This is a genomic window from Enterobacter cloacae complex sp. AR_0002, assembly GCF_001922365.1.
GTDB classification, from domain to species: domain Bacteria; phylum Pseudomonadota; class Gammaproteobacteria; order Enterobacterales; family Enterobacteriaceae; genus Enterobacter; species Enterobacter hormaechei_C.
This window is the reverse complement of the sequence record NZ_CP018814.1, coordinates 3,539,644-3,554,862: the sequence shown is the minus strand read 5'-3', so window position 1 is coordinate 3,554,862 and position 15,219 is coordinate 3,539,644. Positions and strand designations below refer to the sequence as shown.

The 15,219-nt window shown below is 51.3% G+C and carries 14 protein-coding genes, 1 tRNA gene and 1 pseudogene; 7 read left to right on the top strand and 9 right to left on the bottom strand.

Annotation, left to right across the window (positions count from 1 at the left end):
• Nucleotides 1–611: 611 nt before the first annotated feature.
• The 4 genes from AM329_RS17615 to AM329_RS17600 all read left to right on the top strand — a co-directional run bounded on the left by AM329_RS17615 (nt 612) and on the right by AM329_RS17600 (nt 3,497).
• Complete coding sequence (locus AM329_RS17615) at nt 612–1,400, top strand: winged helix-turn-helix domain-containing protein (RefSeq protein ID WP_032608177.1); 789 nt, start codon at nt 612–614, stop codon at nt 1,398–1,400.
• Nucleotide 1,401: 1 nt separating this feature from the next.
• Entirely contained in the window at nt 1,402–1,881 is a 480-nt protein-coding gene (locus AM329_RS17610; RefSeq protein WP_017693981.1) for a hypothetical protein, read from the top strand.
• Nucleotides 1,882–2,234: 353 nt separating this feature from the next.
• Nucleotides 2,235–3,005, top strand: a complete 771-nt coding sequence (locus AM329_RS17605; protein WP_263740538.1) for a GlxA family transcriptional regulator — start codon at nt 2,235–2,237, stop codon at nt 3,003–3,005.
• Between the two features lie 48 nt (nt 3,006–3,053).
• Entirely contained in the window at nt 3,054–3,497 is a 444-nt protein-coding gene (locus AM329_RS17600; RefSeq protein WP_017383639.1) for a GNAT family N-acetyltransferase, read from the top strand.
• 32 nt (nt 3,498–3,529) lie between these two features.
• On the opposite strand, the gene AM329_RS17595 is transcribed toward AM329_RS17600, so the two are convergent.
• From AM329_RS17595 to AM329_RS17575, 5 genes and pseudogenes are all read right to left on the bottom strand, one after another.
• The gene (locus AM329_RS17595) at nt 3,530–4,117 is read right to left on the bottom strand and encodes a hypothetical protein (protein ID WP_223831759.1); all 588 of its coding nucleotides are present in this window, start codon (nt 4,115–4,117) and stop codon (nt 3,530–3,532) included.
• On the bottom strand, nt 4,114–4,479 hold the full coding sequence (locus tag AM329_RS17590; protein ID WP_023323947.1) for a tlde1 domain-containing protein: 366 nt from the start codon (nt 4,477–4,479) through the stop codon (nt 4,114–4,116). The genes AM329_RS17595 and AM329_RS17590 overlap by 4 nt, the downstream gene beginning before the upstream one ends.
• 9 nt (nt 4,480–4,488) lie before the next feature.
• Nucleotides 4,489–4,974, bottom strand: coding sequence for a type VI secretion system tube protein TssD (gene tssD / locus AM329_RS17585; protein ID WP_032608181.1), 486 nt, complete (start codon nt 4,972–4,974; stop codon nt 4,489–4,491).
• Nucleotides 4,975–5,274: 300 nt separating this feature from the next.
• Nucleotides 5,275–5,577, bottom strand: a pseudogene (locus tag AM329_RS17580) (hydroxyacid dehydrogenase); the annotation flags it as partial.
• Between the two features lie 58 nt (nt 5,578–5,635).
• Entirely contained in the window at nt 5,636–5,977 is a 342-nt protein-coding gene (locus tag AM329_RS17575) for a SymE family type I addiction module toxin (protein WP_032608183.1), read from the bottom strand.
• A gap of 125 nt (nt 5,978–6,102) precedes the next feature.
• Here AM329_RS17575 and AM329_RS17570 point away from each other — a divergent pair, with 125 nt between their 5' ends.
• Entirely contained in the window at nt 6,103–6,294 is a 192-nt protein-coding gene (locus AM329_RS17570; protein ID WP_032610148.1) for a toxin-antitoxin system HicB family antitoxin, read from the top strand.
• A 49-nt stretch (nt 6,295–6,343) separates the two neighbouring features.
• Here AM329_RS17570 and AM329_RS17565 read toward each other — a convergent pair whose 3' ends face one another.
• Together AM329_RS17565 and AM329_RS17560 are read right to left on the bottom strand one after the other, a co-directional pair.
• On the bottom strand, nt 6,344–7,681 hold the full coding sequence (locus AM329_RS17565; protein WP_047930337.1) for a HEPN domain-containing protein: 1,338 nt from the start codon (nt 7,679–7,681) through the stop codon (nt 6,344–6,346).
• A gap of 130 nt (nt 7,682–7,811) precedes the next feature.
• A tRNA-Sec gene (locus AM329_RS17560) sits at nt 7,812–7,906 on the bottom strand.
• A gap of 287 nt (nt 7,907–8,193) precedes the next feature.
• On the opposite strand from AM329_RS17560, the gene AM329_RS17555 reads away from it, so the two are divergent.
• Entirely contained in the window at nt 8,194–9,585 is a 1,392-nt protein-coding gene (locus AM329_RS17555; protein ID WP_032608186.1) for a glycoside-pentoside-hexuronide family transporter, read from the top strand.
• A gap of 12 nt (nt 9,586–9,597) precedes the next feature.
• Entirely contained in the window at nt 9,598–11,916 is a 2,319-nt protein-coding gene (gene yicI, locus AM329_RS17550; protein WP_032608187.1) for an alpha-xylosidase, read from the top strand.
• An 84-nt stretch (nt 11,917–12,000) separates the two neighbouring features.
• Here yicI and AM329_RS17545 read toward each other — a convergent pair whose 3' ends face one another.
• Nucleotides 12,001–13,695 carry an AsmA family protein gene (locus AM329_RS17545; protein ID WP_032608188.1) on the bottom strand — a complete coding sequence of 565 codons (1,695 nt, stop codon included), beginning with the start codon at nt 13,693–13,695 and terminating at the stop codon, nt 12,001–12,003.
• 118 nt (nt 13,696–13,813) lie between these two features.
• A complete protein-coding gene (gene xanP, locus AM329_RS17540; protein WP_003860925.1) occupies nt 13,814–15,205 on the bottom strand; it encodes a xanthine/proton symporter XanP in 1,392 nt (463 codons plus the stop codon).
• Between the last annotated feature and the right edge of the window lie 14 nt (nt 15,206–15,219).

Below are 15,219 nucleotides of genomic sequence, written 5' to 3'. Positions count from 1 at the left end.
GCCGCTATTTTTAATGAAAATTTAGCTTTGATAAATGTTTTGTAAGGAGTTTGTCGTCTGGTGTCAGTGCGGGTGTGAAGTTGCTGACGGGGAATAACAATTTACGAATGTTATCATCGATAAAAACTGATAGAAAGGTGGCTGAAAAGCATACAAAAACCATATAAGTTATTGATATTGGTCAGGTTGAGAAAACTTAAGGCTTAAGGGTGCTGAATATTTCAGACACGCATGTCCGTGGCGTACAATGTTTTTTTATGTAGATATTTGTCAATGTCAAGAGGCGAGGAGTGCGCCAAAAGGTGAGGCTCTGATAAATGAGATGCTGCCGGTAGTCAGATACTTCTGTGGAGCGGAAATTCACTTCACAAAACATCATAATGAGGATGATCGCGGATGAAGTGGCTCTGCAAGCCGCATTCTACAAGGGTTGAGTTCTTATGCAGGTTCAGTGAAGCTTAAGGGATGAAATATAAATTAAGATTTTTCGCCAATGGCGAAGATATACAGCATGCCGTTAATCAGTCACATTAATCCCGACGTGAATGTCATCCCATACATGCGGTGACCCAGGTTCAACATCTGTTAACCGGAGAATTCATACTGCCCCTATGCATAAGCATTACATTATAAATAATATCGTCGAATTTCATCCTGCGGCCAGCACGTTACGTGATATCAACAATCCTGACCGTGTGGTTGTGTTAAATTCGCCAGCAGGCCGATGCCTGTTGTTATTAATCGACAGAGCGGGGTCGATTGTCACTCAGCAAGAGTTCCTTGATATTGTCTGGCAAAGCCGCGGCATGCTTGTCTCCTCCAATACCTATTACCAGAACATCTCCATCCTGCGCAAAGGGCTCAAAAAGATTGGTTTTGAAACTGACCCTATCGTTACCATTCCGCGGATTGGGTTGACGCTGGCAAGCGACACGCAAATAACCGTCAGAGAGTCTTCACCTGTCGCGCCTCAACCCGCAGAGGAACAATGTGTGGAGGCGCCAGCGATCGAGGAGGTCTCAGCATCCTCCGAGCCAGCAACGCCCGTTGCCAGGAAGCCCACGCGCTGGCTGGCTGTTGTCATGGGGCTATTGATCGTCCTGGCCGGGGCAGGCGTGACGGGATATATGAACGCCACAGAAAACCGTTTTGTTGAGGATTACCGTTTTGCGGCATCCGTCGGAGCCTGTCGCGTTTATCTTGCGAACGACATTCAGACTCACGCTGAACGCGCTTCCGCGCTGACCTATGTGGAACAATTCAAGGCTGAATGCGCGCAATATCCCTGGGTTTACATCAGCTGGTACGCTCTGCTTCCTCGTGCGTCGGTTATTCGCTGCGACCGGCCAATGAAAGAACCGAACCGCTGTATATCTGATTATTTCCTGAAGGATAGCTAGCATGACTCGTTTTCGGCAGATGCTGTATATCATCGTGACGGGCCTCGTCACGGCAGGCGTGCTGACGGGCTATTACCTGTGGCACCGAACTTACGTTCAGCCTTTTTCATGCCAGGCTAATCTGGTCCAGCACCATCCGGATGAGACGCTGACGGTCTGGCTGAATTACACCTTCGACGGGAAATTCGGCACCCTGAGCATGAATGGCCGGGCAAAGAGCGATCCGGGTAAAACCATCGACAGGAAAATTTCCTTTCGGGTGGAGAGACAAGATCATCTCTATTTGCTGACGTCAGAAAAAAATATGACGTTCCCGGACGATAATGTTGACGACAGCTGGCTGGAAAAATATGAACCGCAATTTTTTGTCTATCCGGGCAAGAGTATTTATATGCGGATCAATGAACAACATAATGGTAACTATATCTTTACCTTAGGAACATTACCGACATATGTGTGTCGTGGTTCAAAAAAAGAATGATATAAACGAGAAAAACATTATATTTTCCTCCCGTCTCATTTATGCTTGATTTAAAATATCAGCATTATCTTAGAAATATAAAGTGCGACAGATCATGTTGCGATAATGTAATTAATTTTAAATTTGGCAAGTAAATGAAAAGTGTATTTGACTCCTCCGATGGGGGAAAATCAGTACCGGAAAAGTGTCTGCATATTGGGTTGATATTATGGCCCCGTTATTCACTCCTGGCCGTCTCCGGATTGCTGGAGGCGCTGCGTTATGCAGCGAAAGCTCAGGATAAATTAGCATTTAAAATCAGCCTGATAAGTGAATTTCCTGATATCCCGATTATCAGCAATGCGGGGATTATCATGAGACCGGATTCCACCCATGCGCCGCCGGACAGTTTTAACTACCTTGCTGTTATCGGCGGTGAATTGCAGTATCTGGACTTAGGGTATCAGGGGGATAAAGCGTATCTGGCACATGCCCACCATGCCGGGGTTCCGCTCATTGGCATTGGCACCGGCAGTTTTGTCCTCGCACAGGAAGGATTGCTGAATGAACGACGAGCGTCCATCCATCCTTTCCACCTTGATGCATTTCGGCAGGCTTTCCCGCTGGTTTATGCTGAGCAAGGGTATGATTTCATCGACGATGGCGATGTGCTGACCTGCCCGGGCGGTATTTCCACCCTGACGCTGGCAACTGAGCTTATCCGCGCCCATGCCGGGGATGATATCGCCAGCACCACCTGTCAGCGTTTGTCGCTCGTTCCGCATGAAATTGCCACCCCACGTCCGGCGAATCTTGCGCTTATCCCTGACTCGCGGTTGCGCCGCGCCGTCATGCTGATTGAACAGTTCCTGACCCGGCCGCTCACCACCGCCGGGCTTGCGCGAGAAGTGGCATTGAGTGAACGCCAGCTCAACCGCCTGTTCCACGCAGAATTCGGCAAAACGGCCCGCGAATTTATCCGCAGCGCCAGGCTGCGCTATGCTTGCTGGCTGCTGAAGAACTCGCAGCAAAGCGTGACGGATATTGCGCAGCGGATGGGATTCAGCGACTGCGCGCACTTTATTCGTCATTTCCAGACGGAGTATGGTTGTACGCCTGGGGTGTGGCGCACGTCGCAGAGCTGAATATCATTACATTGCTGCCCTGAAACTTTACTCAACCGGAATATCACCATGAAAATAGAAGCCGCACACCCCTCGCAATTTGAACGCCTCGTCGCAGTCTGGGAGTCGTCCGTACGCGCCACGCACCGCTTTTTGCAGGAAAGCGATATCGCGGCGCTGCGTCCGTTATTGCTCAACGCATATTTGCCTAATCTCAGGGTTGTGATTGCCCGGGATGACGTGGGTATTATTCACGGCTTTTTGGGCGTGGATAAAAATCGCATTGAAATGCTGTTTGTGGATGATGCGAGCCGGGGGAAGGGTATCGGGAAAATGCTGCTGCAATATGCCATTGCAGAATTCGGCGTAAATGAAGTGGATGTGAACGAGCAGAATCCGCAGGGGGTGGCGTTTTATCGCCATATGGGGTTTGAGCAGGTCGGGCGTTCGGAACTGGACGGGCAGGGGAATCCGTTTCCGCTGTTGCATATGCGGTTGAGTGGACAGGCTTAACGCCCTCTTCTGTAAAAGAGGGAGCCTGCAAGCTAGTTACTGGTTATTTGCCCGATAATTACGCCGCGCAATTTTTCGCCATCAAAGTAATAAGAGACGGTATTGTTCTGAACAAATCCATCCTGTACAGGTGTCTCCTGATAAAGCAGGATCTTTTTTCTGTTGCCGATTGTTTTTTTGCCGAACAATTCAACTAAATCCCCGTGAGTGGCATTTAACAATGGAACGCCAGAGACTGAGACACTGACTCGTTCCGTTGTATTCACACACTCTTTATGGATGCCATCCCTGGATATGGCTAGCGCAGTTAACAGCCCTGCACCCATTTCGTTATCTGAAATGAACCAATAATTGGTGCCATCGTCGTCATGAAGGCAGATCCAGTGCGCGGAGCTGTCTTTCTCCACGTATGTACTGAAAATCTGAGACAGATGAGTAACTTCCATCTGAACCGTTTTCTTGCCGATCGTGATGGTCGGGGAAAGGGGCACTATGGTTGAAATTTCCGTCAGCGAGCCGTCTTCATCGTAATACTGTGTTGCGAAGCCGGTCATTTCAGATGCTGAGACGTGCGAACTGACTGCAACGAGTAATGGCAATGAACAAATTAAACGCTTCATTTGACAATCAACACCGTATCGTTGCTTTTCCAGATGCTTCTTCTCGCACTCAAAGGAGCAATAATGCAGCCGTCTGAAGAGTCATCAGGGTGCAAACTGCTTTTGCCATGAATTTTAAATGAGTCTCTGCCACACATATCATTTGTCGAGTAGGGCGTGAGGCTGAGGGTATATTTTCCTGTGTGGGCAGAATTATGAGGGGAACCAATTGTGTATTTCCCTCGAGGTAGAAGCCCACTGTTTTTTACACATTCTTGAGATGGATCGTTTTTGTAACCACTTGCTCCTGCATAATCTGCATCGAACTGATAAACACCATCAAGATAAAATTTGTGCTCTTTTACATTATATTCCCAGGACATACTTTCTCCTTAAGCGCGTTCCTTCCAGGTATCAGAATGAATGATGTTTCCATCTATGTAATGCCATGTTATTTTTTCATATGTTAGATCTACATATTCACAATGTGTATAGCGTTCGTTTTGCGGTAGTTTAATGTCAAACATGAGTGGTTCAATTTGAACTACTCTTGCATTTTCTAAAGTTGTCTTAAAGTAAGCCTCTTCGAGCCCGTTATAGTTGATCCTGTAAAATATAAATTCTGCTCTTGTTAGTGTTTGTCCAGTGCTCAAGGCCTTGTATAGATATGAGGATGAGGAATCAATCTCTTTCATGAATGCATAGGTGCTACAAATACGTTTTGAAGTGATTTTTCCGGAGAATTTCTCTATAGATTGTTCTATTGAATGCATAAATTCAATCACTTCTATTGAGCCTTCGCGATCCTTTATATCGACAGATCCATTAATCTTCCGGCCTGCATCGTCCTCAAGCCATAAGTAAACAGGTATAGCCATCTCAATCTCCTTTTAAAGACTGAGGGAAACTACGCTTCATTAATATCTTAAATTGTGACTTACCATTCAAAATGGGAATGCTGAAGAACTTTGCCTGCTTAAAAAGAAAGTTATCGTTGCGAGATATATGTGGTATGAATTGATATTAAAAAAGTATAAAGTTGATTTATGGTTGTTCTTCCATTTTAAGAACAATAATGACATAAAAAATGTATCAAGTATCAAAATGGTGAATATCGTTAAATAACGAACATGTACTGGAATTATCGCTTAGCCTGCTTTTCCCATTTTAATAAGCCGACGATAGCCGATGGTGAGAATAACGGGCAGGCTAAAATATTGAACGTTGTATACTTTACCATCGCTGGCAGTTGTTCGGTAAAACCGAACAACTGAATTTTCGACCAGTTCACCCTCATCAAAAATATTCTTGATATGCCCGCTGATCGTAGCTTTGGCTTTGCCGTATAACTCACAGATCGTGGCCTGTGAGAGCCACAACGTATCGCTTTCGAAGCGGCATTCAATGCGAACTTTTCCATCCTTGCTGGCAAACATGACAAACTCACCGGCTGGCGAATTTATTAATTCCTCATATGTCATGCTGCCTCCGCGTCATAAGGTTGATGCCTGTAAGCTCGTAGTATGACAGAAACAGCCGTTAAGCCAGATGGTTTGTATTTGATTTTGCGAGGCGCTTTCCAGCATGTGGAATTTGGATCGCTGCAAGCGCTTTCTCTATCTCAATAAGCTTTGCTTTCGTCCGTTTATAATCATCCTGCAACCTCTGCTCCTGCTCGTTATACGCCACCAGAACGATGCATCCTTTCATGACCTTTACCGTGACCTGCTGTCCGGTATCAAACCCCGCCGCGCGCAGCCACTTGCCGGAAAGGATGATTTTTGGTGTAGATTTGTCGTAAACATTCGGGCGGTATCCCACAATTAACGAACGCTCGGTTCCGGATTGGTCTGTGTCTGGGGTAGAATGCGAATCAGCCATAATCAACTCCTTGATAGTTGGTGAGGTTAGACGCTCCGGTTGTGTTCCCGCACATCGGGGCGTTGCAAATACAGGAGGTTTAGGTGGCCTCCTATATGTTTAAGAGTAGATGGATAGGTGGCCTCATGTCAATCATATCGCGCGAAAAAAAACCAAAAGGCGGTGGGCAATCTCCGCAGTTTAAGATGCGTATTGATCCGGCATTGAAGGAACAGTTGGATGCAGTGGCAGCTGAGGAAGGGGTGAGTCTTGCTAGTTGGTTGAAAGAACTAGCGAGGGAAGCGCTAAGGAAGAAAGGAAAAGAACCAAGAGGGTGATTAATTTCCCAATGGGATTTAATTACTGATTGAAGGTTAGGTATGTAAGTTAGGATTGGTTATTTTTGGAAAGATAATCATAAAAAGAGTTAATTAACTTTATGTCATCCTCTCTTTTTAAGCCAACGTGAAAGAAACCTATACATGCTGATATAAGAGCTTTGCTGGTAAGTTCACTATATCGGCCGGCATATAACGGTTTTGTTTGACGATAAAGCGACCATGAACCATGTACGATTTCTGAGCGATAGTTATACATTTCTTTTGCTATGCTACTCCAGTCGCTGTTGTCTTTATGGTACATATTCAGCAGAAGTGTAACTCTACTTATAAATGTGGAAGTGATGTTATCTTTTTGTGTGTTTACAAGGCGTTCAAGTGCTGTAGTTAGTTTTACGATTTTTGATGAGTCATCATTATCTTGCATTGCACTTCTAAAAATAAATATTGCATCTATGAGCCTATCCACCAAAACGGGATTCGATTTTGGGGTTGTTGCATGAATTATAATCTGTTTTATTATGCTACCAAGTTCTGATGCATTCTCTTGTTTGAATTTTTGCCAAAACACTGCGCTATGAACAATTGTTCCTTTGCTCGAAAAACAATAATTGTATCCATCATCATTATTTGTAATGTAAAAGGACTCGTAGTTAGGATACGGGTTTAATGATAAAGCAACCACGTCTGAATCTATTTGAAAATGTTCACTAAATAATTGTATTATTCCAACGATAAAGTTGGCGATTTGCTTAGATAAATACTTCCTTCTCTCTTTAGAGCAGTTTTTTATGGTTATTTTAAGGAAGTGTTTATAAGGATGTAATTGTGAATTACAAAACTCTTCGGCTAGTTCAATTACGTCGGTTGTAAAATTGGGTTGGATATCCGAGAAGATGTTTTCTTTGGGAATGATCGAAGCGATACCTAAATTTATCTCATCTTTTTCTAGACCGTTGGCTAGTATCGGGAAATAAAAATCTTCGTCGAGTAGACTGTCTTTTATTCTATTGACCACTTCATTAAGTATTTTAAGGCAACCATCATGATCTATATTTCCATCACCAAGAAAGAAATGATTATAAAATATCTTTTTAAATTCAATATAAAACTCATTGGTTGTTGAGTTCATCTCTAAGTTTACTTCTTTGATGAGTTCATTTAGCATATGAAGTATGGCAGATTTAGATTTGTTAGAAAGTTTTATTTCTCTTCTTGGGTCATGTTTATATTCTTCAGTGAAATCATTCGGTGAGCTTATAGACATGCCTAATCCAGCCAACCCTTCCCCATACTCTTTTTGAAGAAATTCATTGTAATTTTTATTTTTCAATGCTTTAAAAATCTCATCATCAATTCTTATGGATTCAGAGATAATAAAACGCATTGTGTTAATTCTGGCTTTAGTAATTCTCATTTTATTAAATCTTAATTTTAATGATAGTAGGTGTTATAATAATGTATTTAGGAAGGATAGTTAAATTTCTAATGAATTTTATGGGGGGAATTTAAAATTTTGGCGGAAGATCACAGGAGTCGAACCTGCCCGGGAACGCTGGCGTCCCCAACTGGATTTGAAGTCCAGCCACCTCACCGGAGATGACGATCTTCCGCGCCTGCATTGCTACATGGAGGCGGGGCGCATTATAGCTACTTTCAGGCATTTACCACATACCCCACACCACTTTTTTCACCTCTCTTTTGACCTGAATCCCCCTGTTTCAGCTAATTCTTAAGAAAATCCTCAGGTTAGCATTTCGTGCTCATCAACTTTTATCCCGATCACAAAAAACAAGAAACGTAATCTCTTAACCAGAAAACGCAATACCCGCTCCTGAAACAATGGTTTAAAAAACGGTAACCGGTCTCAGCGCCCCCTACAGCGTGAAGGATAAAAATATGAGCGAAGTACTGTCAGTAAAAGAGAAGATTGGCTACGGCATGGGAGACGCCGCCAGCCATATCATTTTTGATAACGTCATGCTTTATATGATGTTTTTCTACACCGATATTTTTGGTATTCCCGCCGGGTTTGTCGGCACCATGTTCCTGCTGGCCCGCGCGCTGGATGCGATCTCCGACCCGTGCATGGGGCTGATTGCCGACCGCACCCGCAGCCGCTGGGGCAAGTTCCGTCCATGGATTTTGTTTGGCGCTATCCCGTTCGGCATCGTCTGCGTGCTGGCGTATACCACGCCGGACCTGAGCCTCAACGGCAAAATGGTTTACGCCGCCATCACCTACACGCTGCTGACCCTGCTCTATACCGTGGTCAACATCCCGTACTGCGCGCTGGGCGGCGTGATCACCAACGACCCGACGCAGCGTATCTCCCTTCAGTCGTGGCGCTTTGTGGTGGCGACGGCGGGCGGCATGCTCTCCACGGTGCTGATGATGCCGCTGGTGAACCTGATTGGCGGCGACGATAAAGCGTTCGGCTTCCAGGGCGGGATCGCCGTGCTGTCGGTGGTCGCGTTCCTGATGCTGGCGTTCTGCTTCTTCACCACCAAAGAGCGCATCCAGGTGCCACCGAGCACCACCTCCATGCGGGAAGATCTGCGCGACATCTGGCAAAACGACCAGTGGCGTATCGTCGGCGTGCTCACCATCCTCAACATCCTCGCCGTCTGCGTGCGCGGCGGCGCGATGATGTACTACTGCACCTGGATCATGGGCTCGCCGGAGGTGTTCGTCGCCTTCCTCACCACCTACTGCGTCGGTAACCTGATCGGCTCCGCGCTGGCGAAACCGCTCACCGACTGGAAGTGCAAGGTGAGCATCTTCTGGTGGACCAACGCCGCGCTGGCGGTGGTCAGCGTGGCGATGTTCTTCGTGCCGATGCATGCCACCGTACTGATGTTCGGCTTTATCTTCGTTATCGGCGTGCTGCACCAGCTGGTGACGCCGATTCAGTGGGTAATGATGTCCGATACCGTCGACTACGGCGAATGGACCAACGGCAAACGTCTGACCGGCATCAGCTTTGCGGGCACGCTGTTCGTGCTGAAGCTCGGCCTGGCGCTGGGCGGGGCGATGATCGGCTGGATGCTGGCAGGCGGCGGCTACGACGCGGCGGCCAAAACCCAGAACAGCGCGACCATCAGTATCATTATCGGCCTGTTTACGCTGGCACCAGCGATCTGCTACGTGCTGAGCGCCATCATCGCCAAACGCTACTACACGCTGAAAACCCCCTTCCTGACCAAAATCCTGCGCGAGCTGGCGCAGGGTGCGCGCCGCAATCAGCAGGAGTTTGAAAACCTGCCGGTCAGTAAAGAATTGCAGAACTAAGAGGACGAAAGCATGAAAATCAGTGATGGAAACTGGCTTATTCAACCGGGCCTGAACGTGACGTATCCGGTTCAGGTGTTCGACGTGGAGCAGCAGGGCAATGACCTGGTGGTGTACGTCGCGCCGCGTGACGTGCGCGAACGCACCTGGCAGCTCGACACGTTGATGTTCACGGTGCGCCTGTTTGCCCCGCAGGAAGGGATTGTCGGGGTGCGCATTGAGCACTTCCAGGGCGCGCTGAATAAAGGCCCGCACTATCCGCTGAACGTTCTGAAGGATGTAAAAGTTGAGATTGAAAACAACGCCGAGTTTGCCGAGCTGAAAAGCGGCAGCGTCAGCGTGCGCGTCACCAAAGGCGAGTTCTGGGCGCTGGATTTCCTGCGCAACGGCCAGCGCATTACCGGCAGCCAGCTGAAAAACAACGGCTACGTACAGGACAGCAATACCGATCGCAACTATGTGTTTGAACGTCTGGATCTGGGCGTGGGGGAAACGGTCTACGGCCTGGGCGAGCGCTTCACCGCCCTGGTGCGCAACGGTCAGACGGTCGAGACCTGGAACCGCGACGGGGGCACCAGCACCGAGCAGTCCTACAAAAACATCCCGTTCTACCTGACCAACCGCGGCTACGGCGTGCTGGTGAATCACCCGGAAAACGTCTCGTTTGAAGTCGGCTCCGAGAAAGTGTCCAAAGTGCAGTTCAGCGTGGAAGGGGAATATCTCGAGTACTTTGTGATCGACGGCCCGACGCCGAAAGAAGTGCTGAACCGCTATACCCGCTTCACTGGCCGTCCGGCGCTGCCGCCTGCGTGGTCGTTCGGCCTGTGGCTCACCACCTCGTTCACCACCAACTACGACGAAGCCACGGTGAACAGCTTTATCGACGGCATGGCCGAGCGCGACCTGCCGCTGCACGTCTTCCACTTCGACTGCTTCTGGATGAAGGCCTTCCAGTGGTGCGACTTCGAGTGGGACCCGGTGACCTTCCCGGATCCGGAAGGGATGATCCGCCGCCTGAAAGAGAAAGGGCTGAAGGTCTGCGTGTGGATCAACCCGTACATCGGCCAGAAATCGCCGATCTTCCGCGAGTTGAAAGAGAAGGGCTACCTGCTGAAGCGCCCGGACGGCTCCCTGTGGCAGTGGGACAAATGGCAGCCGGGGCTGGCGATCTACGACTTCACCAACCCGGACGCGTGCCGGTGGTACGCCGACAAGTTGAAAGGCCTGGTGGAGATCGGAGTCGACTGCTTCAAGACCGATTTCGGCGAGCGTATCCCGACGGACGTCCAGTGGTTTGACGGTTCCGATCCGCAGAAGATGCACAACCATTACGCCTACATCTACAACGAACTGGTGTGGAACGTGCTGAAAGAGACGGTGGGAGAAGAAGAGGCGGTGCTGTTTGCCCGCTCCGCGTCCGTGGGGGCGCAACAGTTCCCGGTACACTGGGGCGGCGACTGCTACGCCAACTATGAATCGATGGCCGAAAGCCTGCGCGGCGGGCTGTCGATTGGCCTGTCCGGCTTCGGGTTCTGGAGCCACGATATCGGCGGGTTCGAAAACACCGCTCCGGCGCACGTCTACAAACGCTGGTGCGCGTTCGGGCTGTTCTCCAGCCACAGCCGCCTGCACGGCAGCAAATCCTACCGCGTGCCGTGGGCGTACGATGACGAGTCCTGCGACGTGGTGCGCCACTTCACGCAGCTGAAATGCCAGCTGATGCCGTACCTGTATCGTCAGGCGGCTCTGGCGCGTGAGTTCGGCACGCCGATGCTGCGGGCGATGATGCTGGAGTTCCCGGACGATCCGGCGTGTGACTATCTTGACCGTCAGTACATGCTGGGGGATTCAATGATGGTGGCGCCGGTGTTCTCCGAGGCGGGCGATGTGCAGTTTTACCTGCCGGAAGGGCGCTGGACGCACCTGTGGCACAACGACGAAATCGAGGGTAGCCGCTGGCATAAGCAGCAGCACGATTTCATGAGCCTGCCGGTCTATGTGCGCGACAACACGCTGCTGGCGCTCGGCAATAATAACCAGAAGCCGGACTATGCGTGGCACGAGGGGACGGCCTTCCAGCTTTTCAACCTGAGCGATGGCGCAACGGCGGTGAGTGAAGTGCCTGCGGCGGACGGTTCCGTGTTGTTTACGCTGAAGGCGTCACGTCAGGGCGACGTCGTGACCTTTACCGGCACGGGAGATGCGCAAAACTGGTCGGTGTGCTTGCGCAACGTGCAGAAGGTCGGCGGCGTAAAAGGCGGTTCACATGCGGGCAGCGAGTGGGGTGTGGTGGTGAAAGCGGAGGGGGATGAGGTGGTGGTGCACCTCTGAGCCGTAAAAATGCCCGGTGGCGCTTCGCTTACCGGGCCTACATGAGATCGTAGGCCGGGTAAGGCGAAGCCGCCACCCGGCTATTTACTGTGCCGGAGCCACCGCCGACACCATCCCGCGGGTCATGGTCTGTTGCACCTGCTGTTTATCCATATTCACCGCGCTCAGCTTCCCGTTCACCGTCGGCTTCAGCGGCGCATTCGCCTGCACGCTTCCGCTGGCGGTGAGCTGAATATTGCCGTCGCCCGCAATCGGCAGCGCTGGCCAGCCCCACTGCTGCAAGACGTTGAGTGGTACACCGCGCCCGTTCAGGCTCACGGTGGTCTGCCGCTGCGGCAGCTGTGAAACCGTGGCGGTCGCCTCCAGGATCCCTTTCTCGGTAAAGGCGCTCAGGTCGGTAATATTTACCGTTGCGGCGTTGGCATTCAGCGCCAGCGACGGGCGACGCACGTCGACGCGGTTAAAGGTCGCTGCCGCCCCGTTGAGGGTTGCGTTACCGCCCCACACGCCCCACTTGTGATCCTGCGCCAGCCGCAAATTAGCGCCATAACCGTCGAGGGAGGTGATCTGCCACGGGAACGCCGGATCGATGTCGATCACCAGGTTGCGGCTCAGGCCGAATTTTTTCAGCGTCACGCTGTTCAGCCATGCCGGGAGCGGGTCCATCCACAGCGTTTTCCAGTTTTCCGGAAGCGTATATTCCAGCCCGGCAATCGCAACGTCGTCCAGCACCAGCGCCTGACCCTCGCGCAGCCAGTTGCCGGAGGTGCGCACCATGCCCCCTTCCCAGCGGGAGGTGAACTGACGCAGCGCAATGCCCTGCGGGGAGAATTCCGCGTTCAGGATAGGGTCAAACAGATGCAGCGAGCCGTAGATAAATTCGCTGGCGTTCATGGATAACCGTCCCTCCTGGCTTTGCCAGTCACCTTTACTCAGGGTGAGGTTACGCAGGCTGAGATCGAGGTCGGTTACTGCCCAGTCTGGCCCCTGTAGACGGGCATCGGTCACTTCCAGCCGCCCAATCTGTAACGAAGGCAGGGTGGAGAGAGGGGCGAAGAAATCCAGCAGCGATTTGTCGCTTTGCAGGCGGATCTCATTCAGACGCAGGGTGTTGATAACCCAGCCACCGTCGGCATTACGCAGAGCCGAGCCCGTAAGCGAGCCGCGCGCCATATCGGCACCGATGGTATTCAGCGCCACCTCTTTGCCGTTGAGTTGTCCCTGAATCAGCACGTTGTTGGCCGGTATGCCGTTGAGGGTGAGCGACCCGGCGCTCATCTGGATTTGCGCATTTTTCCCCAGTACGTTCCCCGCCTCGGGCTGCCACGGGCTGACGCCGCCGGTCACCTTTTGCGCACTGAGATCCCACTCCGTATTCGGGCTGTTAAAGGCCATGTTATTCAGTTGCAGACGGTCGGCCTGGAACGGCAGCGGCGCCGTCTGCGGCGATAAATTCAGCGTGCCATCGAACAGGGTGATGGCATCCATATGCAGCGGGTCGGTGATCTGGCGGCTGCTTAAGCCAATATCCACTTTTTTAGCGACCAGCGTGGCCGGTTTGCCATCTCGTCCGAAGGTAACGTTTTCCAGAAGGATGTGAGAAGGGGATGAAAAGCGGTGATCCATCAGGTCAAAGTTGAGCTCGTAATCGGTATTCACCGTGATCCAGCTGCTGACCTGCGATGCGCCCCAGCGGGTCTGGAGCAGAAAATAAAAGGCGAGCACTACAATGAGCAGGGCTACCAGAAGATAGATAAGCAGCTTTCCAATAAATTTCATGGTCTTCCTTCCCGCGAAACGCACATAAGGGTGTTATGCACGATTTATGCGCAATGCTCAAGGCGGGAATGGTGTAAAGAGATGTCACGGCAGGCATTGACAGCCTGCCGTGTGGGGATCAGTTCTTTTCAGGCGGGAAAATGAGATTCAGCACGATAGCGGTAATACCGCCCGCGGCGATGCCGGAAGAGAGCAGGTTTTTCACCCAGTCCGGGGCAAACTGCAAAATCATCGGCTGCTGGGAGACGCCAAGCCCTACGGCGAGAGACAGCGCAATAATCATGATTGCGCGGCGGTTCAGCGGCTCGCGGGAGACGATACGCACGCCGGAGGCCGCGATGGTACCGAACATGACCAGCGTCGCGCCGCCCAGCACCGGCTCGGGAATGTGCTGTACAAATCCGCTTACCGCGGGGAACAGACCGAGGACCACGAGCATCAGCGCCACCACGAAGCCCACGTAGCGGCTGGCCACGCCGGTCAGCTGGATCACGCCGTTGTTCTGGCCGAAGCAGGAGTTCGGGAAGGTGTTGAACACCGCCGAGACAAACGAGTTCAGTCCGTTCGCCAGCACGCCACCTTTAAGACGTTTCATGTACAGCGGGCCGGAGACCGGCTGCTCGGACACGTCGGAGGTGGCAGTGATATCGCCAATGGTTTCCAGCGAGGTAATCATAAAGACCAGCATCAGCGGCAGGAGCAGACTCCAGTCAATGCCCAGGCCATAGTAGAGCGGCGTTGGCACGGTAATCAACGCGCTGTTGGTTGGGGTGGTGTTCTCCGGGAGCATACCCAGCGCCCACGCCAGCAGGTAACCGGCCGCCATGGCGATCACCAGCGATGCCACGCGCAGGTACGGGTTACGCTGACGGTTAAGCAGAATAATGATCGCCAGCACCACGCCTGCCAGCAGCAGGTTTTTCGGCGCGCCGAAGGTATGGTCGCTCATTGCCGCGTAGCCGCCCCCGATGGAGGTCAGACCCACCTGAATCAGCGACAGGCCGATAATCATCACCACCACGCCGGAGACCAGCGGGGTAATCACCCGGCGCGCCAGGTGCAGAACGCGGGAGATGAACATCTCTGTGCAGCTTGCCAGCATCAGGGTGCCGAAAAGCGCCGCCATCATCGTCGGGACATCTGCGCCGCCGGTTTTCAGTGCCGTACCGCCCATGATCAGCGGAGCCACAAAGTTAAAGCTGGTGCCCTGAATCGACAGCAAACCTGAACCCACCGGACCCCAGGCTTTAATTTGAATGATGGAGGCCACGCCGGAAGCGAACAGAGACATACTGATGATGTGTTGCGTATCCTGCGCCGGTAACCCTAGCGCCTGGCAAATCAGCAGAGCCGGCGTGATGACCGCAACGAACATCGCCAGCAGGTGCTGGCAGGCGGCAAACAGGGTTTGTGGCAGCGGGGGACGATCTTCAAGGCGGTAAATCAGTTCGCTGTTTTGCTTCTGCGCAATCGGTTGCGCATCAGCAGACTCCAGAGTGTTAACAGACATCGGCGGCAATCCCA

Coding starts and splice junctions, on each gene's coding strand:
- AM329_RS17555 (WP_032608186.1), top strand. CDS start 8,194: ATGAGCGAAGTACTGTCAGTAAAAGAGAAGATTGGCTACGGCATGGGA.
- yicI (WP_032608187.1), top strand. CDS start 9,598: ATGAAAATCAGTGATGGAAACTGGCTTATTCAACCGGGCCTGAACGTG.
- AM329_RS17605 (WP_263740538.1), top strand. CDS start 2,235: ATGAGACCGGATTCCACCCATGCGCCGCCGGACAGTTTTAACTACCTT.
- AM329_RS17610 (WP_017693981.1), top strand. CDS start 1,402: ATGACTCGTTTTCGGCAGATGCTGTATATCATCGTGACGGGCCTCGTC.
- AM329_RS17595 (WP_223831759.1), bottom strand. CDS start 4,117: ATGAAGCGTTTAATTTGTTCATTGCCATTACTCGTTGCAGTCAGTTCG.
- xanP (WP_003860925.1), bottom strand. CDS start 15,205: ATGTCTGTTAACACTCTGGAGTCTGCTGATGCGCAACCGATTGCGCAG.
- AM329_RS17565 (WP_047930337.1), bottom strand. CDS start 7,681: ATGCGTTTTATTATCTCTGAATCCATAAGAATTGATGATGAGATTTTT.
- AM329_RS17590 (WP_023323947.1), bottom strand. CDS start 4,479: ATGTCCTGGGAATATAATGTAAAAGAGCACAAATTTTATCTTGATGGT.
- AM329_RS17615 (WP_032608177.1), top strand. CDS start 612: ATGCATAAGCATTACATTATAAATAATATCGTCGAATTTCATCCTGCG.
- AM329_RS17600 (WP_017383639.1), top strand. CDS start 3,054: ATGAAAATAGAAGCCGCACACCCCTCGCAATTTGAACGCCTCGTCGCA.
- AM329_RS17575 (WP_032608183.1), bottom strand. CDS start 5,977: ATGGCTGATTCGCATTCTACCCCAGACACAGACCAATCCGGAACCGAG.
- AM329_RS17570 (WP_032610148.1), top strand. CDS start 6,103: ATGTCAATCATATCGCGCGAAAAAAAACCAAAAGGCGGTGGGCAATCT.
- tssD (WP_032608181.1), bottom strand. CDS start 4,974: ATGGCTATACCTGTTTACTTATGGCTTGAGGACGATGCAGGCCGGAAG.
- AM329_RS17545 (WP_032608188.1), bottom strand. CDS start 13,695: ATGAAATTTATTGGAAAGCTGCTTATCTATCTTCTGGTAGCCCTGCTC.